The 16,984-nt window shown below is 64.3% G+C and carries 22 protein-coding genes; 17 read left to right on the top strand and 5 right to left on the bottom strand.

Annotated features, from left to right (window positions below):
* Window positions 1–5: 5 nt before the first annotated feature.
* The 4 genes from fliQ to ACN9M3_RS18915 are packed head-to-tail and all read right to left on the bottom strand — an operon-like array spanning window position 6 to window position 2,264.
* Window positions 6–278: a flagellar biosynthesis protein FliQ gene (gene fliQ, locus ACN9M3_RS18900; protein ID WP_055924555.1), complete on the bottom strand. Its 273-nt coding sequence runs from the start codon at window positions 276–278 to the stop codon at window positions 6–8.
* 11 nt (window positions 279–289) lie between these two features.
* Window positions 290–1,036 (bottom strand): flagellar type III secretion system pore protein FliP, encoded by a 747-nt coding sequence (gene fliP, locus ACN9M3_RS18905; protein WP_426162042.1) that lies wholly within the window; start codon window positions 1,034–1,036, stop codon window positions 290–292.
* Complete coding sequence (locus tag ACN9M3_RS18910) at window positions 1,033–1,407, bottom strand: FliM/FliN family flagellar motor switch protein (RefSeq protein ID WP_426172241.1); 375 nt, start codon at window positions 1,405–1,407, stop codon at window positions 1,033–1,035. Before ACN9M3_RS18910 ends, fliP begins: the two co-directional genes overlap by 4 nt.
* Before the next feature lie 2 nt (window positions 1,408–1,409).
* A complete protein-coding gene (locus ACN9M3_RS18915; protein WP_426318301.1) occupies window positions 1,410–2,264 on the bottom strand; it encodes a FliM/FliN family flagellar motor switch protein in 855 nt (284 codons plus the stop codon).
* A gap of 387 nt (window positions 2,265–2,651) precedes the next feature.
* Here ACN9M3_RS18915 and ACN9M3_RS18920 point away from each other — a divergent pair, with 387 nt between their 5' ends.
* The 17 genes from ACN9M3_RS18920 (at window position 2,652) to ACN9M3_RS19000 (ending at window position 16,290) form a co-directional block, all read left to right on the top strand.
* Window positions 2,652–3,002 carry a flagellar hook-basal body complex protein FliE gene (locus ACN9M3_RS18920; protein WP_426162044.1) on the top strand — a complete coding sequence of 117 codons (351 nt, stop codon included), beginning with the start codon at window positions 2,652–2,654 and terminating at the stop codon, window positions 3,000–3,002.
* Window positions 3,003–3,038: 36 nt separating this feature from the next.
* Entirely contained in the window at window positions 3,039–4,808 is a 1,770-nt protein-coding gene (gene fliF / locus ACN9M3_RS18925; protein WP_426318302.1) for a flagellar basal-body MS-ring/collar protein FliF, read from the top strand.
* Window positions 4,789–5,811: a flagellar motor switch protein FliG gene (locus ACN9M3_RS18930; RefSeq protein WP_426162046.1), complete on the top strand. Its 1,023-nt coding sequence runs from the start codon at window positions 4,789–4,791 to the stop codon at window positions 5,809–5,811. Before fliF ends, ACN9M3_RS18930 begins: the two co-directional genes overlap by 20 nt.
* Window positions 5,811–6,515 (top strand): flagellar assembly protein FliH, encoded by a 705-nt coding sequence (gene fliH, locus ACN9M3_RS18935; RefSeq protein WP_426162047.1) that lies wholly within the window; start codon window positions 5,811–5,813, stop codon window positions 6,513–6,515. Before ACN9M3_RS18930 ends, fliH begins: the two co-directional genes overlap by 1 nt.
* Complete coding sequence (gene fliI / locus ACN9M3_RS18940; RefSeq protein ID WP_426162048.1) at window positions 6,512–7,822, top strand: flagellar protein export ATPase FliI; 1,311 nt, start codon at window positions 6,512–6,514, stop codon at window positions 7,820–7,822. Before fliH ends, fliI begins: the two co-directional genes overlap by 4 nt.
* A complete protein-coding gene (fliJ, locus tag ACN9M3_RS18945; protein ID WP_426318303.1) occupies window positions 7,819–8,250 on the top strand; it encodes a flagellar export protein FliJ in 432 nt (143 codons plus the stop codon). The genes fliI and fliJ overlap by 4 nt, the downstream gene beginning before the upstream one ends.
* An 87-nt stretch (window positions 8,251–8,337) precedes the next feature.
* The gene (gene fliD / locus ACN9M3_RS18950; RefSeq protein WP_426318304.1) at window positions 8,338–9,729 is read left to right on the top strand and encodes a flagellar filament capping protein FliD; all 1,392 of its coding nucleotides are present in this window, start codon (window positions 8,338–8,340) and stop codon (window positions 9,727–9,729) included.
* Between the two features lie 12 nt (window positions 9,730–9,741).
* Window positions 9,742–10,128, top strand: a complete 387-nt coding sequence (fliS, locus tag ACN9M3_RS18955; RefSeq protein ID WP_426162051.1) for a flagellar export chaperone FliS — start codon at window positions 9,742–9,744, stop codon at window positions 10,126–10,128.
* On the top strand, window positions 10,121–10,432 hold the full coding sequence (locus ACN9M3_RS18960; protein WP_426318305.1) for a hypothetical protein: 312 nt from the start codon (window positions 10,121–10,123) through the stop codon (window positions 10,430–10,432). Before fliS ends, ACN9M3_RS18960 begins: the two co-directional genes overlap by 8 nt.
* 2 nt (window positions 10,433–10,434) lie before the next feature.
* Window positions 10,435–11,673 carry a flagellar hook-length control protein FliK gene (locus ACN9M3_RS18965; RefSeq protein ID WP_426318306.1) on the top strand — a complete coding sequence of 413 codons (1,239 nt, stop codon included), beginning with the start codon at window positions 10,435–10,437 and terminating at the stop codon, window positions 11,671–11,673.
* A 7-nt stretch (window positions 11,674–11,680) separates the two neighbouring features.
* Window positions 11,681–12,136 (top strand): flagellar basal body-associated FliL family protein, encoded by a 456-nt coding sequence (locus tag ACN9M3_RS18970; RefSeq protein WP_426162054.1) that lies wholly within the window; start codon window positions 11,681–11,683, stop codon window positions 12,134–12,136.
* Between the two features lie 5 nt (window positions 12,137–12,141).
* Window positions 12,142–12,858 carry an RNA polymerase sigma factor FliA gene (gene fliA / locus ACN9M3_RS18975; RefSeq protein WP_426318307.1) on the top strand — a complete coding sequence of 239 codons (717 nt, stop codon included), beginning with the start codon at window positions 12,142–12,144 and terminating at the stop codon, window positions 12,856–12,858.
* A 40-nt stretch (window positions 12,859–12,898) separates the two neighbouring features.
* A complete protein-coding gene (gene motA, locus ACN9M3_RS18980; RefSeq protein WP_426162056.1) occupies window positions 12,899–13,813 on the top strand; it encodes a flagellar motor stator protein MotA in 915 nt (304 codons plus the stop codon).
* Window positions 13,797–14,783: a flagellar motor protein MotB gene (locus ACN9M3_RS18985; RefSeq protein ID WP_426162057.1), complete on the top strand. Its 987-nt coding sequence runs from the start codon at window positions 13,797–13,799 to the stop codon at window positions 14,781–14,783. The genes motA and ACN9M3_RS18985 overlap by 17 nt, the downstream gene beginning before the upstream one ends.
* Before the next feature lie 22 nt (window positions 14,784–14,805).
* Window positions 14,806–15,078, top strand: a complete 273-nt coding sequence (gene flgM / locus ACN9M3_RS18990; protein ID WP_426162058.1) for a flagellar biosynthesis anti-sigma factor FlgM — start codon at window positions 14,806–14,808, stop codon at window positions 15,076–15,078.
* The gene (flgN, locus tag ACN9M3_RS18995) at window positions 15,075–15,503 is read left to right on the top strand and encodes a flagellar export chaperone FlgN (RefSeq protein ID WP_426318308.1); all 429 of its coding nucleotides are present in this window, start codon (window positions 15,075–15,077) and stop codon (window positions 15,501–15,503) included. Before flgM ends, flgN begins: the two co-directional genes overlap by 4 nt.
* A complete protein-coding gene (locus ACN9M3_RS19000; protein WP_426318309.1) occupies window positions 15,490–16,290 on the top strand; it encodes a glycoside hydrolase family 73 protein in 801 nt (266 codons plus the stop codon). Before flgN ends, ACN9M3_RS19000 begins: the two co-directional genes overlap by 14 nt.
* Here the strand turns inward: ACN9M3_RS19000 and flgA are convergent.
* The gene (flgA, locus tag ACN9M3_RS19005; RefSeq protein WP_426162061.1) at window positions 16,250–16,966 is read right to left on the bottom strand and encodes a flagellar basal body P-ring formation chaperone FlgA; all 717 of its coding nucleotides are present in this window, start codon (window positions 16,964–16,966) and stop codon (window positions 16,250–16,252) included. The genes ACN9M3_RS19000 and flgA overlap by 41 nt on opposite strands.
* Window positions 16,967–16,984 lie beyond the last annotated feature (18 nt).

Below are 16,984 nucleotides of genomic sequence, written 5' to 3' on the forward strand. Positions count from 1 at the left end.
GCCCGCTACCCCACCAGAGTTGCCGCGCGCTGGAAGATCGACACGCAATAATCCATCAGGTAGCTGGACATCCAGCGCCCCGTCAGGACAATGGCCAGCAGGGTGACCAGCAGGCGCGGCAGGAAGCTCAGCGTCTGCTCATTGATTTGCGTCGCGGCCTGCACCAGCGCCACCAGCAGGCCCGCGACCAGCCCTGGCACCACCAGCACCATGACCATGATCATTACGATATGCAGGGCCTCGACGATCAGGTCGACGGCCACGTCGGGCGTCAGCATCGCTTTGTCACCTAATAGGCCTGTATGCTCGTCACGAGCGTATTGACAGTCAATGTCCAGCCATCGACCAGCACGAACAGCAGCAGCTTGAACGGCAGCGAAATCACCAGCGGCGACAGCATCATCATACCCATTGCCATCAGCACCGACGATACCACCAGGTCGATGATCAGGAAGGGAATGAACAGCAGGCAACCGATCTGGAATGCCGTCTTCAATTCAGACAAGACAAACGCCGCCAGCTTGACGGTGAACGCATGGTCGGCGGGATTGGTAATCGCGTCTTCGCCGGCCAGGTGGGCGATCTGCCTGAGCGAAGCCTTGCTGGTCTGGGCCAGCATGAAGCGCGATATCGGCTTCTCGGCAATTTTCAGCGCATCCTGCAAGCCGATCTTGTCCTGGTCGTAGGGCACGAAAGCGTCGCGCCACACCGCGTCCCCGATCGGCTTCATCACCAGCAGGGTCAGGATCAGCGCCACGCCGGTGATGATACGGTTGGGCAAGCCCTGCTGCAGGCCCAGGGCCTGGCGCAGCAGCGACAGCACGATGACGAAACGGGTAAAGCTGGTCATCATCATGACCATGATGGGCAGCAAGCCCAGCAGGGTCATGATGACCAGGATCTGCATCTTCACCGACAAGTCGGTCTTGGCGCCAGGGACCACCCCGGCCAGCAAATCCTGGGCCCACGCGGGCGCGCAGGCACATAGCAGCACTGCCCCGGCCGCCAGGCCGGGCACCAGGCGGCGCGCCGTCATGGCGCCATCATGTCGAGGTTCAACCCGTCCAGATCGATGACCTTGAGGCCGTAGTTTTCGCCGGCCACCACCACCTCGGCGCGGCCGATCGCGGTGCCGTTGACCTTGATGGTCAGCGGTTCCCCGGCCAGCATGTCGAGTTCCACCACGCTGTCCGGCCCGATCTGCATCAGGTCCTGCAGCGACAGGCGGGCCGAGCCAACCTCCAGCGTCAGCGTGACGGGAATCTTGCGCATCATGGCAGGCAGGTCGCGCCGGCCGGCACGCGGCGCCGGCACGTCGCTCAAATCCTGCGATACCTGGTCGATGATCATTTCTTCCGACATATCGTCCAGCATGGAGTCGTTGGAACCGTTCGGGTTATTCATCATGTTCATTCGGAATCTTCAAAAGAGGTTAAGCAGAGTTTGCCCTTGTGCTCAGTGACCGCAGCTGTAAACAGGCGGGATTCTTCGAGCATAACGTCTGCCCTGTGCAGGCTGATCGGGATGACATCGCCCACACGCAGGTCGAACATGGCGCCCAGCGTGGTTTCCTTGGAAACCAGCCGGCCGCTCAGGCCAACCTGGAGCCGCGCCGCCAGCGGCCCTGGATGCTTGTTGCCCTTCTTGCCGGCATCGCGCTCCGGCATCAGGCCGGCCAGCACACTGCCCATCACTTGCTTGTCGAGCGCAAACCAGGCCTTGCCCTGCAGTTCGCCATCGCTGAGCGAAACAGTGACCACCCAGCTTCCTTTGCCGGGCTGGGCGGCGCTGCTTGCCTTGATGCTTTCCTCTTCGCCAAGTTCGCGCCCGCTTGCAGGCAGGTTACTTTCAATTCGCGCTGCCAGAATGCTCACCAGCTGTTGCCCCAGAACCACAGCCAGGCGTTCCTCGGTAGCGGTAACTCGCACGGCCTGTTCGTCAACAGCGGCATCGGCGCGGGTGGCGCGCCCGTAACGGTAATTCAATACGCCTAGCAGTATCTTACGCTCCAACGCAAAACCCAGTTGCCCGGAAGGCGCTGCAAAACCCAGCCAGCGCTGGCGCGCTTCGCTGCCGTCGAGGCGGCTGAAGGACACATCGTCCACCTGGAACGTGCCCCAGTAACGGCGGTGGACGTTCAGGCGCATGGCCTGGGCCAGGTCTTCGCGCAACTGCGCGGCAAACTCGGGCAGCCGGTGTACCGGCCGCCCCAGCAAGCAAGGGTCAAGTACTTCGTATTGCACAGTGCTTTGAGAGGTAGTCATAGTTGGCCATCCGTCTGCTGCAATCCTATCGCAAAGTTCTGCGCTCAGGATGATCTTGGAAGCGTAGAATAACTCAAATCCCTCAGTATTGCCATGAATCAAGTAGCTCTTTGGTCAAAAAGACTTTACATAAAAGTTTCCAAAGAGTAAGCTTCATTATTGCAATGTAACATCAGTTGGTTGCAAAAACTATCCTTAGTGCATGATTTATAAGTAGTTTTGCGATTTGTAAGCGGTTGTTACGAACCAGAAATCGGGTTACACTGCATGTTCCCGTACGGCACCATTTAACATTTAGTCCAGATTGTTGGTTAGTGACTGGAAGTCAATGGTGTTGCAGTATTGGTAACGAAAGCGCGCCCTGACGCAACCAACCTGAGGTGTTTTATGGCAAATGAATTCGCTGGCCTGATCAAGGCCGACCTGGCATCCCTGAACAATGCGGCCGCCGAGCTGACGCAGCACGCCAACCTCATCGCACCTGCCGCCCAGTTCAACGCGCCGCAGCCGGGCGCCACTTTTTCCTTTGCCCAAACGATGCAAGACGCCATTGCCGGCGTCAATGCGCAGGACCTTGATGCCGGTCAAAAGATGGCCGATGTCGATGCCGGCCGCAGCGACGACCTGGTGGGCGCCATGCTCGCCAGCCAGGAAGCCAGCCTGTCGTTCCAGATGCTGATGCAGGTGCGCAACAAGGTGATGGGTGCGGTCGATGAATTGATCAAGCTTCCGCTGTAATCTGTAGTTTCCGCCTTCCTTCTCGAAAGACCTGACGTGATTGCTAACCTCAAGTCCGCCCTCGGACGCTGGCGCGGCGCTGCGGCACCAGCGGTGCCGCCGGCTGTCCTGAAGAACCTGTATCCCCTGCTGCTGCTCGCTGTCGGCGTGACGGCGCTGGTGCTGATGATCCTGTGGAAGGACCAGAGCGGCTACAAGCCGGTATTCGGCCAGCGCGAAAAAGTCGCGACCGCCGACATGATGAACGTGCTCGACGCGGAAAAGATTTCTTACCGCATCCATCCGGAAACCGGCCAGGTGCTGGTGCCGGAAGGTAAGCTGGGCCAGGTGCGCATGCTGCTCGCCGCCAAGGGCGTGACCGCGCAATTGCCGGCCGGCCTGGAACTCATGGACAAGAACGACCCGCTCGGCGTCTCGCAATTCGTGCAGGACGTGCGTTTCCGCCGCGGCCTGGAAGGCGAACTGGCCAATTCGATCATGACCCTCGACGCGATCGCCCATGCGCGCGTGCACCTGTCGATCGCCAAGTCCACTTCCTTCGTGTCGAGCGATGGCGAGAAGTCGTCGGCCTCCGTAGTTATCGCTACCAAGCCAGGACGCACGCTCGCGCCTGAACATATCGCCGCCATCGTCAACATGGTGGCAGGCAGCGTCGCTTCGCTGAGCCCGGCGCGTGTGAGCCTGGTCGACCAGGCCGGCAACCTGCTGTCCTCGCACGTCGACCTGACGGAGGCGTTCGATGCCTCGACCTCGACCAATGAGAACGCCAAGCGCCAGCAGGAAGAAATCCGCGCCAACATCAAGGGCCTGCTGGGCCCTATCGTTGGCGACAGCAATTTCCGCGTCAGCGTGACCGCCGATGTCGACAACGACAAGGTCGAAGAAACCGTTGAAAAATATGGCGCCGACCCCAAGGTAACCAGCGAAGCCATGCGCGAAGAGCAGGACCGCAACCGCATCGCGATGGGCGTGCCTGGCACCCTGTCCAACCGTCCGCCGCAGCAGCAGGCGGCCGATGCAGCGGCCGCAGCCGGCGCGGCTGGCGCGCCCGGCCAGGCGCCGGAAGGCACCGCGCGCAAGAACGCGACCACGCGCCAGTTCGCCTATGACCGCAGCATCACCCAGACCAAGCGCGCCCGCGGCCGCCTGGTGCGGCAGAACGTGGCCGTGGTGCTGGCACAGGCTGCCGCCCCCTTCCCGAAGACTGGCTGGACCGCACCTGAGATTGCCAACATCGACAAGGTGCTGCGCAGCGGCCTGGGCATCAATGAAGAACGCGGCGACAAGCTGGTGGTAAGCGCCATGAACTTCCCTGCCAAGGCGGCCGACGTGCCATGGTGGCAGGAACGCGATACGGTGGTCGATTCGGTCAACTGGCTTGGTTACGCGGTGGCCCTGCTGCTGGCTTACCTGCTGCTGGCCCGCCCGCTGCTGCGCCTGCTGACTGCGCGCTTCGCCCCGGCCACGCCGGCGCAGGCGGCCAAGCCGGCCCTGGCCGGCGCGGCGGCGCGCCAGGCCGAGGCTACGCCGATCCCGGGCAGCGCGACGGCCGTGCCGGGCGCCGCCGGCGCGGCAGCTGCTCTAGGCTCTCCGCAAGCGCAGGAAGAAGCCGGCGCCAAGCCGGCAGCGCTGCAAGGCAGCCAGATGCCGATGGTGCCGCTGCTGGAAAACTACGATTTGCCGCCTGCCGGTTCGCCGGTGGACGTGATGGTGGACCACCTCAAGGTTCTGGCCGAGAAAGAGCCGGAACGCGTAGCCGAAGTCGTCAAACAATGGATGCAGAAAAATGGCCGACATCAACAATAACCTGGACCAGGAACAGGGCCTGAGCCCGGTCGAGCAAGCCGCGATCGTGCTGCTGTCGATCGGCGAAGAGCCGGCTGCTGCCGTGCTGCGCTGCCTGTCGCGTGAAGAATTGCTGGAAGTGACCCAGGTCATGTCGCGCATGAGCGGCATCAAGGTGGAAGAAGTGAAGACCGCCATGCAGACCTTCTTCGACGACTACCGCCAGCAGTCCGGCGTGCACGGAGCTTCGCGCTCCTTCCTCAAGCGCTCGCTCGACCTGGCGCTGGGCGGCGATATCGCGAATACCGTACTGAACAACATCTACGGCGACGAGCTGCGCCCGAAAATGGCGCGCCTGCAGTGGGCCTCGCCGAAGTGGCTGGCCGACTACATTGCCAACGAACACGTGCAGATGCAGGCGGTGTTCCTGGCCTTTCTGCCGCCGGCGCTGGCCGGCCAGATCCTCGATGCGCTGCCGCTGGAAGGACGCGACCTGGTGCTGCTGAACATGGCGCGCCTGGACGAGATCGACCGCGACCTGCTGCTGGAACTGGAAGAACTGGTGAACCGCTGCCTGTCCTCGTTCGACTCGCAGTCGACCAGCGTGGAAGGCGTGCGCCAGGTGGCCGAGATCCTGAACCGCCTGCCCAGCAACCGCGCCCAGATCGTCGAGCTGCTGCGCGCCCACGACCCGGAAGTGGTGGAACAGATCGAGATGCAGATGTACGACTTCCTCATCCTGTCGACCCAGACCGAAGTCACGCTCACCCGCATCATCGAGGAAGTGCCGCTCGAGCAGTGGGCCATCGCGCTCAAGGGCGCCGAACAGGCGATCCGCGACGCGGTGCTGAAGACCATGCCGAAGCGCCAGGCGCAGGCCTTCGAAGACATGATGCGCCGCGCCGGCCCGGTGCCGATGTCGCGCATCGAAGCGACGCGCCAGGAAATCATGGCCACTGTCAAGGCGCTGGCCGATGCCGGCGAAGTCGAAGTGCAGCTGTTCGCTGAAACGGTGGTCGAGTGATGAAACAGTTCCGCCCTTACCGCTTCCCGCCTTTGCAGCAGTACGTGCACGGCGCCAATGGCCAGCGCGTCGCCGGCCAGGGCCACGTGGCCGATGCCGCCCAATGGCAGGCTTCGGTCAGCGAAGGTTTCGAGCAGGGCCAGCGCGACGGTTATGAAATCGGCTTGCAGCGCGGCCAGGAAGACGGCTTTGAAGCCGGCCGCCAGCAAGGCGTGGAGCTGGGCCGTGAAGAAGGCCGCCAGGAAACCCTGGTCGGCTTCGACCACCTGGCGCGCCCGGTCGACGGCATGCTCAAATCGCTGAAGAAGCTGCGCGCCGATTACCGCGCCGCCCAGCGCAAGGAAGTGGTGGACCTGGTGGCGAAAGTGGCGCGCAACGTGATCCGCGCCGAGCTCGCGCTGCAGCCGGTGCAGATCATGGCCCTGGTCGACGAGACCCTGGCCTCGATGCCGCCAACGCGCGACGAGATCGATGTCTACCTGAATCCGGAAGAAGTCAAACGCATCATGGAAGTCGATCCGAAGCGCGCCAAGCGCTGGAACCTGATCGGCGATGCCCGCCTCGACCTGGGCGAATGCCGCATCCGTGCCGGCGATAGCGAAGTCGATGCCGGTTGCCACCAGCGTCTTGCTGCTGTCATGGAACAGGTCGATAATCAGTTGCAGGCCGCCGATGGCGGTGACGACGCTGAGAGCGAAGAATGATTGCAGACGCACTGCGCAAACTGGAACTCGATGACGTACCGCTGGCCACCCCGACCGGGCGCCTGGTGGGGGCTTCCGGCCTGCTGCTGGAGGCTACCGGTTGCAAGCTGCATACCGGCCAGCGTTGCCAGATCGAGACAGTCGATGGCGAATGGCTCGACGCGCAAGTGGTGGGCTTCCGCGAAAAGCTGACCTTCCTGATGCCGTTCAAGAAAGCTGCCGGCTTGACCACCGGCGCACGCGTGCTGCCGTCCAACGAAAAAGGCAGCTTGCAGATTGGCGACAGCTGGCTGGGCCGCATGGTGAACGGCATTGGCGAACCGATCGATGGCCTGGGCAAGCTGGGCGGTGAATACGCGCTCGACGCCCAGCCGCCGCGCATCAACCCGCTCAGGAAGCAGCCGGTAGTCGATGCACTCGACGTGGGGGTGCGCGCGATCAACAGCATGCTGACCTTGGGCAAGGGCCAGCGCGTCGGCCTGATGGCCGGTTCCGGCGTCGGCAAGTCCGTGCTGCTGGGCCTGATCACGCGCCAGACCGTGGCCGACGTGGTGGTAGTGGGCCTGATCGGCGAACGTTCGCGCGAGGTGCGCGAGTTCATTGAAATGTCGCTGGGTCCGGAAGGCTTGAAGAAAGCCGTGCTGGTCATCGCGCCGGCCGACGAGTCGCCCTTGATGCGCATCATGGCCACCGAGCTGTGCCACTCGATCGCGGCCCATTACCGCGACCAGGGCAAGAACGTGCTGCTGCTGGTCGATTCGCTGACGCGCTATGCGATGGCACTGCGCGAGGTGGCGCTGGCACTGGGCGAGCCGCCCGCCACCAAGGGCTATCCGCCATCGGTGTTTTCCGCCCTGCCCCAGCTGGTCGAATCGGCCGGCAATGGCGAAAATCCATACGGCAGCATGAGCGCGATCTACACCGTGCTGGCCGAAGGCGATGACCAGCAGGATCCAGTAGTCGACACCGCGCGCGCCATCCTGGACGGCCACATCGTGCTGACGCGCGAACTGGCTGAGCGCGGCCACTACCCGGCGATCAATATTGCCGCCTCGATCAGCCGCTGCATGAACCATGTGATCACGCGCGAGCACATGCTGGCGGCGCGTGCACTGAAAGCCTCGATGGCGCGCCATGAACGGGTGCGCGACCTGATCCCGCTGGGCGCCTACGTGCCGGGCGCCGATCCGGTCACCGACAAGGCTGTCAACCTGCATCCGCATATCGAAGAATTCCTGTGCCAGGGGACCAAGGAACCGGCCCCCTACGCCAATTGCGTGGACCAACTTGAAAGGCTCATGGCATGACGACAACCACTATTCGCAGCCTGTCGACCCTGGTCGACATGCGCAGCAATGAAGTCGACAAACTGCAAACGGAAATGGCCGCCAAGGAAAGCGTGCGCGACCGCTACCGGAAGACGCTCGACAAGCTGACCACCCTGTACGAAAGCAGCGGCCCGTCCGGCCGCCTGCCGATGGCCCTGGCCATCAATTGCGGCGATTACAAGCAAGGCGTGATGGCCATGGCCGACAGCCAGCGCCTCAACCTGCACATGCACGAGGCCGACATGGCCGTGTCGCAGCGCGCCCTGACCGCCGCCTACGTCAAGCGCGAAGTGCTGGGCCAGGTGCTGGAGCGCCACCAGGACGCAGCGGCCACTGCGCAGCGTGCGCAAGAGCGCAAGCGGCATGACGAACTGGCAACCCAACTGTGGTACCGCGGACATAAATGAAAGGCTGAACCGAATATTTCATGAAGTCATCACTTTGGTCGCCTCTTACCTTGGTACACTTCATTTAATTTCTTCGGAGCACGAGAAATGGCTACTTCTGTCCCCACCTACGATCCCAAGACCACGGCCACCCAACTGGCGCAGATGTATATCCAGGGGCGCCAGTCGATGCTGGATTCCCAGTCTGCTACCGCGACGGCGATCGACAAGGCGCTGAGCAAGCTGAGCTCGGCCCTGGGCACCTTCCGCAGCGCCCTGTCGTCAACGACCTCGTCCGGCTCGGTTGTAGCCAACAAGGCAACATTCAGCTCCGATGTCGGCACGGCCACGGCAACCGCCTCGGCGGCCGCCGGCAATTACCAGTTCTACGTCGAGCAGCTGGCCACGGTCGGCCAGGTGTCCTACAGCGGCATGACCGATTCGGCCGTGACCGGCGCGGCCGCCGGCACCCTGTCCGTCAAGCTGGCCGATGGCAGCAGCTTCACCGTCAGCCTGGCCAACGGCGACAAGGACCTGAACAATACGCTGAGCGCGAAAGAAATTGCCGCTGCCATCAATATGGAGGCGACCAATAATTCGCGCGTGACCGCCTCCACCCTGACCGTCAACGGCCAGACCCGGCTGGTGCTGACCTCCAATGTGACCGGCCAGGCCAATGGCGTGGCCGGCATCGACACCACCAACCTGGGCGATCCAGCGTTGCAGGCGCAGCTGGCCGATGCCAACCGCGTGCTGCAGAACGGCACCGATGCCGTGGTCTGGGTCGGTGCCCCGGGCGGCGATCCGAGCAACAAGATCACGCAAGCGTCGAACACCTTCAATGTGGTCGATGGCGTCTCGATGACCTTCACCAAGGCCCAGACGGGCGGCGTGCCGGTCACCCTGAATGTCGCGCGCGACAGCAGCGCTACCGCGACCAATGTGCAGAATTTCGTGGACCAGTGGAACAAGATGCTGGCCTCGATCGGCGAACTGACGGCAGCCGGCAACGTTGCCAAAGGCACGGCCAGCGGCATCTATGCCTCCGACGCCGGCCTTGCTTCGCTGAAATCGCGCATGCAATCGCTGCTGCGCACGGCGGTCGGCGGGGTCAGCCTGGTCAACTATGGCGTCACGGCCCAGCGCGACGGCACCCTGGCGCTGGACAAGACACGCCTGGACAAGACCCTGGCCACCAACCCGACCGGCCTGGACGCGATCCTGGGCAAGACCGGCACCATGCCGACGGGCGTCCTGGGCAACCTCGATACCCTGGTCAACAGCTGGACCAAGGCCGGCACCGGCCAGCTCGCCACCCGCAAGGATGCCAACGCCAAACTGCAGTCCCAGCTCGTGTCCCGCCAGGCCGCGCTGGAAACCCAATACGACAACGCTTACAAGCGCTACCTGAACCAGTTCACCCAGCTGCAATCCCTGCAGTCCCAGATGAGCGGAACGAGCAGCATGTTTGAAGCGATGTTCAGCAAATCCGATTCCTGAAAGTCTTAAACAATGGACCACGACGCCTACGGCAGCTATCACGCCACGAACCTGGATGCACAGACGGCCCGCGCCACGCCGATCGAACTGGTGCTGGTGCTGACCGACGGCCTGCTGGAAGAGCTGGCCCGTGCACGCGGCCACATCCTTGGCAAGCGCTACGAACAAAAGGCGCTCAGCCTCGACAAGTGCACCGAGATCATCAACGGCCTCGCCAGCTCGCTCGATTTCGAGCAAGGCGGCGAGGTGGTGGCCAACCTGGGCCGCCTGTACGACTATTGCGCTGCCCGCCTGTACCGCGCCGGCGTGGACATGGACCCTGCCGTCATCGACGAGGTGGTGGGCCTGCTGACCACGATCCGCGCCGGCTGGCAAGGCGTGCACGACAAGCATGGATAGGCATGGGACGCTGCTGCAGCTTGCGCAGCAGCTGAGCGCCGCCACTGCCGCCAGCGACTGGGCGGCACTGGCGGCGATTAATACTTTGATGACCTCCACCCTGCCGGCGCTGGCAGCGCAGGGTGCGTGGACGCCGGCCGAGCGCGCAGCGCTGGCGGCGCTGCGTGATTTGCACGTCGCGGCTGTGGCAAGAGTTGATAGCGCCACCGTCGAGACTGGCCAGCACCTGAGCGATATGACGAACAACAGAGAGGGCTGGCTTGCCTATGCCCTCGACAGCGGTGACGCTGCAACCGGAACCTGAGCATGATCAACTTGCCTGCGGCCCCTGCCGCTCCCGTCCCAACAGCCGCCGGCGCTGCCGGCCTGCCGCCGCCGGCCGCCAACGGCGCCGCAGCGGCCGATGCGGCCCGCGGCAGCACGGCTGACAGCGCTGCGCCGGCCAGCGGCCTGGCCGGCGTGCTGCTGGATGCCGCCGCCATGGTGCCGGCGCCGTTCGGCGCCCTGCTGGACGCCATGGCCGGCAGCAGCGCCGACCAGGAAAGCACCCCGGCCAAGCCTGCCGACGACACGGCAGCCGCCGCGGCCGCCCTGGCCACCATGCTGCCTGCCATGGGCACGCTGCCGCTGAACGGCGGCACGCCGGGCGCCACGCCCGACAGCGTGGCAGCCGTCGCCGCCGCCCTGACCGCTCCCGCCGCCAAGGCCAACGCCAGCAGCCTGCTCTTGCGCCAGCAGGCCCAGGCCAGCGCCCTGGCCGCCCGTGAAGCCGGCGCCGGCGCGCAGGCCGAGGCCGCCAGGGCGCCGGCAGCACCGCTGCCCGACACCCGCAGCGCCCTGCTCGCCGCGGCAGCCCGCCCTGCTGCCAGCCCGGTGCTGCCGGCCGCCACGCCCGCCGCGGCGACCCGCAGCTCGGCCAGCGAAGCCCTGGCCAGCGCGCTCAACGCCCTGCAAGGCCAGGCCGCCGACAGCACGGCCGCCCCGCTGGCCGCCAAGGACAGCGCCAGCCTGCTGGCCGACAGCCAGCGCCAGCCGGCCGATGCCGGCGCCCTGCCCGGCTTCCGCAGCGTGCTGGCCAATGCAGCCGCGCCCCAGCCCGGCGATACGCTGCAATTGAGCGGCAGCCCGGAGCAATGGCAGCAGCCGCTGCGCGCCGCCCTCGGCGACCGCCTGCAGCTGCAACTGGCTCGCAATGACGAGCGCGCCGTGATCCGCCTGGAACCGCCAAACATGGGCAGCGTGGAAATTTCCGTGCGCCACAGCGGCGGCGCCCTGCAGGTGAACATCGCCGCCAGCCACAGCGAAGTGCTGCGCCAGCTCAACACCATCGGCGACGCCGTGCGCCAGGACCTGTCGCAGCGCCAGTTCGGCGAGGTAGCCGTCACGGTGTCTTCCAGCAATGCGCGCAGCCTGGCCGATGGCGGCCAGCAGCAGCGCCAGCAGGACGCGCAGCAGCAACGCGAACAGCAGCGCCAGCCGGGCCGCGCCCTGGAAGGCAGCGATGCCGGCAACACCACTTTTGCCATGTTGGGCGAACGGGAGTAAGCATTAGATGAACAAGAAACTGGTCCTGATCGTGGCAGCCGTGCTGCTGGTGGGTGCAGGCGCCGCCGGCGGCGCCGTCTGGCTCATGAAAGGCAAGAGCGCCGAGCCGGCCAAGGCGGCAGCCGAGGAGAAAAAACCGGGCGAGCCCCTGAAGTACCTGACCATCGAGAAAGTCATCGTCATGCTGCGCCGCCAGCCGGGCGAGACCGTGCCGCACTATATGTCGGCCGACCTCGTCATCTCGACCACGGCCAAGCAGGAAAAGGAAGCCAAGGAAGCCCTCCCGATGCTGCGCAGCGTTGCCGTGCGCGCCCTGTCGGCCCTGCCGATGGAAAAGGCGTCGATGATGACCATTGACCAGTTTGTCGAGGAATTGAACAAGGCTTACGATGAAGCCTACACCAAGGAGGCGCGCGAACGCCCCTTCGAGCAAGTGATGATTGGCAAGTTGATCCTGGAGTAAAGGCCATGGGCTTGGTGGATACGGTTGCAGATCCCTATGCCGAGAGCTACGCCGCAGTCAGCGTGGCCGACGAGCAGAAGCACCTGCTCGCCTACGCGCCGCTGGTCAAGCGCATCGTGCGCCAGCTGAATTCGCAGGTGCAAGGCGCGATCGACCGCGACGACATGGAGCAGATTGGCTTGATGGGCCTGCTTGAAGCGCTGCGCCGCTACGGCGAGCCCGATGCCGGCTTCGGCAGCTACGCCGCGCTGCGCGTGCGCGGCGCCATCCTCGACGAGCTGCGCCGCCAGGACTGGCGCCCGCGCGCGGTGCGCCAGCAAAGCCACAAGATGCGCGATGCGGTGCGCGAGCTGACGCGCAAGCTGGGCCGCGAGCCGGGCGAACAGGAAATCATGACAGCGCTCGGCCTCGATGCCGAGGCCTACCAGGCTTATCTGCTGGACGAGAATGCCGAGACCATCGCCAGCTTCGACGACATCCTGCAGGACACCCTGGCCGACACCGGCGGCGTGGCCGGCCCCGAAGAGCAGCTGATGATACGCCGTAGCCTGGAACAGGCGCTGAACGGCCTGGACGAACGCGAGCAGCGCGTGATCCAGATGTATTACGAATTCGAGCTCAGCTACAAAGAAATCGCCGCCGTGCTGGACCTGACCGACGCCCGTGTCTGCCAGTTGAACAAGCAGGCCCTGAACAAGATGAAAGCGGTGCTGGCGGCCTGAGCCGCAGCCCACCTGGAAGACCAATCGAAAGGCATAAACCATGCAGCAACTATTCGGCATCATGATCGTGTTTGGCTCGGTGTTCGGTGGCTACGCCATGATGGGCGGCCACTTCACTGCGATCTGGCAGCCGCTGGAACTGCTGGTGATTGCCGGCGCCGGCATCGGTGCCTTTGTCATCGGCAACCCGCGCCACGTGCTGTCGGAAACCATGGTGCAGGTCAAGCACCTGATGTCGCGCAAGAAGTACGACTCGGAATTCCAGCGCCAGCTGCTGCTGCTGATGTATGAACTGCTGCAACTGGCGGCCGGCGGCCTGAAGGCACTTGACGCCCACGTCGAAGCGCCGCGCGAATCGCCGCTGTTCCAGCGCTATCCGCTGATCCTGGACGAGCCCAAGCTGCTGGCCTTCATCGTCGACAACTTCCGCCTGATGGCCATGGGCAAGATCAACGCCCACGAACTGGAAGGCGTGCTGGAGCAGGAACTGGAAGCCATCCACGAAGAACTGACCCAGCCGGCCAAGTCGCTGGGCAAGATCGGCGAAGCCATGCCGGGCTTCGGTATCCTGGCCGCGGTGCTGGGCATCGTGATCACCATGGGCACGGTGGGCGAAGGCGCCACCTCGGCCGAGATCGCCGAGCACGTGGGCGCCGCCATGGTCGGCACCTTCATCGGCATCTTCTTCTGCTACGGCGTGCTGGACCCGATTTCCAACATGCTCAAGCAGCTGGTCAGCCAGGAAGCGTCCACCATGGAATGCGTGAAAGTGGTGCTGGTCACCCACGTGGCCGGCAAGCCGCCGCTGCTGGCCATCGACGCCGGGCGCCGCCTGGTGCAGCTGAACATCAAGCCTAGCTTCGCCCAGCTCGAAGGCTGGATCAATGCGATGGAAGGCGGCGACGAGCCGGAATCGACTTCGCGCCGAGGAGGTGGCCGTGCTAAAGCCGCATGACAAGCACCATGAGCAAACCATCGTCAAGCGCGGCGGTGGCAAGCACAAGCACGACGAGCATGGCGGCGCCTGGAAGGTTGCCTTTGCCGACTTCTGCCTGGCCCTGATGTGCCTGTTCCTGGTGCTATGGCTGATGGCCGTGCGCAACCAGGAATCGCTGGAACACGTGCTGACCCAGTCCGACGGCAGCAAGACCGACGTCGGCAAGGGCGTGATGCCGGAACAGGTGGGCGGCCCGCGCGGCAGCCTGATCGAACGCTTCCCGATGCCGCGCACCGGCAATACCGATGTGGACGGCAATGCCACCCAGGGCTTCAACAAGAGCCCGACCGACACGGCGGAAAACCGGGTGCGCTACGAAACGCCGGAAGACCTCAAGCTGCTGGCCAAGACGCTCGCCAGGATGAGCGAGGAAACCGGCCTGGCCAGCAATCTGGAATCGGTGGTCACGCCGTATGGCTTGCGCGTGATGTTGCACGATACCGACAGCCAGGGCATGTTCGTGCGCGGCTCGGCGGTGCCGACCGACAAGTTCGCGCGCCTGCTGCAGAGCATGGGCCCGCTGTTCGCCAAGATGGAAAACCAGATGCTGATCGTCGGCCATACCGACTCCTCGCAGTATGCCGATACCAGCTACAAGGCCTTCTCCAACTGGAACCTGTCCAGCAACCGCGCCATGGCCGCGCGCTCGCAGCTGCTGGCCGGCAGCATGCCGCAGGACAGCGTGCTGCAGGTGGTCGGCATGGCCGACCGTGCGCCGCTCGATGCCAAACGGGCCGATGCTGGCGTCAACCGCCGGATCGAACTGCTGATCCTGACCAACACGCAGGCGAAAGCCATCGCCGATATGTTTGGCATGCCAAGCAGCAAGACTGCTATCATCCGGGAATCGGATTTGCCCGAACCCGGCCTGTTGCAGCAATTGCGACAACAACTGCTGCCTGGCAAGGGGAAAAGCAATGGCAATTAATGTTAAGTCAAGAGGAAACCGTATGAGGATTTCCGGTTCTACCCCAGGCACCCCGGTGCAGACCGTGGCCGACAGCGCGCCGGCCGACGCGGCGCGCCCGAGCGCCGCCCCGGCCGCCCGGCGCGAGCTGGAATCGGCCGTGATGCAACCCGCCATCCAGGCCATGAAAGAGATGGGCGACATCGACCACGAGCGCGTGGCGCAGTTGCGCGACGCCCTGGCCAAGGGCGAACTGCCGTTCGACGCCGGCAAGCTGGCCGGCCTGATCCAGAAGTTCCACCGGGGCGAGCAGTGAGCGAGATCAGCCGCCAGGACGCCATGCGCTTGCTGCTCGACGGCATCAAGGCGGACTTGCACAATTACCAGCAGATGCTGGACCTGATTGCCCAGCAATTTGAAGCGGCGATCCGCCACCAGAGCGAACGCCTGGGCGAAATCGCTAAAGAAATCGGCGCTTTGGTCGATGTGCTGGAAGCGCGCCGCGCCCAGCGCGTCGAACTGGCAACCCGCCTGGTCGGCGCCCAGCCCTCCATGGAACAAGTGTTCACCCTGCTCAAGCCCGATGCGCGTGCGCGCCTCGAAGCCGACTGGGCGCAACTGGAAGGCATGGTGCAGACGGCGCGCGAAATGGGCCGCCGCAATGCCGAATTGCTGGCGGAGCAATACACCATCATGCAGCGCGTGCTGCATGGCGACGATCAAACCTATGAGCCGGTCTGAATTCACGCCTTTCCGGGCCTTTACCGCCGCCACCGCGCCGACCCAGGCCACGGCAGCCACCGTCAGCAATATGAGCGCGACGCGCCCTGCGCTGCCGGCAGCCTTCAGCCCTTCCCCGGCCGCCAGCGGCGGCGCGGGCAGCGCCACCTTCCGCCAGGTGCATGCCGAAGTTGCACGCTATATTGCGGCAGCCGACGCACCGGGCGCCGCTGCGCCCGGCGCCGGCAACGCCCTGACTGCCGATGGCGCCGCCCTGCGCGCCCGCATTGCTGCGCGCGCCTTCGGCGGCAGCGAGGCAACGCCCGAGGCCGGGGTGCCCAGCGAAGCCCAGCAAGCCTTCCTGGAAGCGATCCGCCCGCATGCGGAAGCGGCCGCGGCAAGGCTTGGCGTGGCGCCGGAACTGGTGGCCGCCCACGCGGCGCTGGAATCAGGCTGGGGCCGCCATGCCCCGGGCAACAATATGTTCGGCATCAAGGCTGGCGGCAACTGGCAGGGCGCCGTGCAGGCGCTGGCCACGCTGGAAGTGGAAGACGGCGTCGCGCACAGCCGCAACGAGCGCTTCCGCGGCTACGGCGACATGGGCGGCTCGTTCGAAGACTATGCCGGCATGCTGCTCGACAATCCACGCTACCGGCGCGCCCTCAACACCGGCAGCGACGCGCAAGCCTTTGCACACGCGCTGCAGGCCGGCGGCTATGCCACCGATCCCGCCTACGCCGACAAGCTGGGCCGGGTTGCCGCCAGCATCAAGGCAAGTCTGCAGGCTCAACAGTCCCAGCATCAATAACGCGCGCCCGGATCTGGGTGCCGCTGCTGTTTTTCACTCGGATGATGGCGCCGCGCGTGCCATTGTCCAGGGCTTCGCCCGCCATCGACACCTCGATCTGCTCGCGCTTGGCGACGATGCGCACCTGGTCGCCGCGCTTGACCAGTTGTGGCGCTGCCAACATATTCTGCCGAATGACTTCGCCGGCGCGGATGGTGCGCCGCGCAGCCATCCCCTCGAGCTCGCCAAAGTCGGAAAAAGCATCGGGAATCAAGGTGATATCGTGGCGCTCCCGCAACAAGTCTATAGGCGACAGAATTTTTCCGGAAATTAAATCGGTGGCAGCAACTGCAACGTTTGCCGACACCTTGCCCTTGGCAAGGAACTCATAGCGCCAACCTTGCAAGCTTGGGCAAACCACCACGAAACGCATGCGTGCGATGCCGCGCTGGTCCAGGCTCTCAACCCGTGTCTCAGAGGGACAGGAAGGAATGACGCGATTGGTCTTTATGACTTCGACATCGAACTTCGGCTCCAGCCAGCGTTGGCTTTCTGCATTGTTTTGCAATTGCTTTTCTGCAGCTAGTTTCACTTTGCTTAGCAATTCTTCCATTGTTGAAGCAGTTGCAAGTCTGAAATTTAAAATTCCTATGAGCAATATTCCACCGAAAACCTGTACAATGGGATTGTTGGGCATGGGCAATACCTTTAGACT

It is taken from the genome of Pseudoduganella sp. R-43 (assembly GCF_049913255.1).
Lineage (GTDB): Bacteria > Pseudomonadota > Gammaproteobacteria > Burkholderiales > Burkholderiaceae_D > Rugamonas.

Bases quoted from the DNA above. Each gene is read 5' to 3' on its own strand.
- fliQ (WP_055924555.1), bottom strand. From the start codon at position 278: ATGCTGACGCCCGACGTGGCCGTCGACCTGATCGTCGAGGCCCTGCAT.
- fliP (WP_426162042.1), bottom strand. From the start codon at position 1,036: ATGACGGCGCGCCGCCTGGTGCCCGGCCTGGCGGCCGGGGCAGTGCTG.
- ACN9M3_RS18910 (WP_426172241.1), bottom strand. From the start codon at position 1,407: ATGATGAATAACCCGAACGGTTCCAACGACTCCATGCTGGACGATATG.
- ACN9M3_RS18915 (WP_426318301.1), bottom strand. From the start codon at position 2,264: ATGACTACCTCTCAAAGCACTGTGCAATACGAAGTACTTGACCCTTGC.
- ACN9M3_RS18920 (WP_426162044.1), top strand. From the start codon at position 2,652: ATGGCAAATGAATTCGCTGGCCTGATCAAGGCCGACCTGGCATCCCTG.
- ACN9M3_RS18930 (WP_426162046.1), top strand. From the start codon at position 4,789: ATGGCCGACATCAACAATAACCTGGACCAGGAACAGGGCCTGAGCCCG.
- fliH (WP_426162047.1), top strand. From the start codon at position 5,811: ATGAAACAGTTCCGCCCTTACCGCTTCCCGCCTTTGCAGCAGTACGTG.
- fliI (WP_426162048.1), top strand. From the start codon at position 6,512: ATGATTGCAGACGCACTGCGCAAACTGGAACTCGATGACGTACCGCTG.
- fliJ (WP_426318303.1), top strand. From the start codon at position 7,819: ATGACGACAACCACTATTCGCAGCCTGTCGACCCTGGTCGACATGCGC.
- fliD (WP_426318304.1), top strand. From the start codon at position 8,338: ATGGCTACTTCTGTCCCCACCTACGATCCCAAGACCACGGCCACCCAA.
- fliS (WP_426162051.1), top strand. From the start codon at position 9,742: ATGGACCACGACGCCTACGGCAGCTATCACGCCACGAACCTGGATGCA.
- ACN9M3_RS18960 (WP_426318305.1), top strand. From the start codon at position 10,121: ATGGATAGGCATGGGACGCTGCTGCAGCTTGCGCAGCAGCTGAGCGCC.
- ACN9M3_RS18965 (WP_426318306.1), top strand. From the start codon at position 10,435: ATGATCAACTTGCCTGCGGCCCCTGCCGCTCCCGTCCCAACAGCCGCC.
- ACN9M3_RS18970 (WP_426162054.1), top strand. From the start codon at position 11,681: ATGAACAAGAAACTGGTCCTGATCGTGGCAGCCGTGCTGCTGGTGGGT.
- fliA (WP_426318307.1), top strand. From the start codon at position 12,142: ATGGGCTTGGTGGATACGGTTGCAGATCCCTATGCCGAGAGCTACGCC.
- motA (WP_426162056.1), top strand. From the start codon at position 12,899: ATGCAGCAACTATTCGGCATCATGATCGTGTTTGGCTCGGTGTTCGGT.
- flgM (WP_426162058.1), top strand. From the start codon at position 14,806: ATGAGGATTTCCGGTTCTACCCCAGGCACCCCGGTGCAGACCGTGGCC.
- ACN9M3_RS19000 (WP_426318309.1), top strand. From the start codon at position 15,490: ATGAGCCGGTCTGAATTCACGCCTTTCCGGGCCTTTACCGCCGCCACC.
- flgA (WP_426162061.1), bottom strand. From the start codon at position 16,966: ATGCCCAACAATCCCATTGTACAGGTTTTCGGTGGAATATTGCTCATA.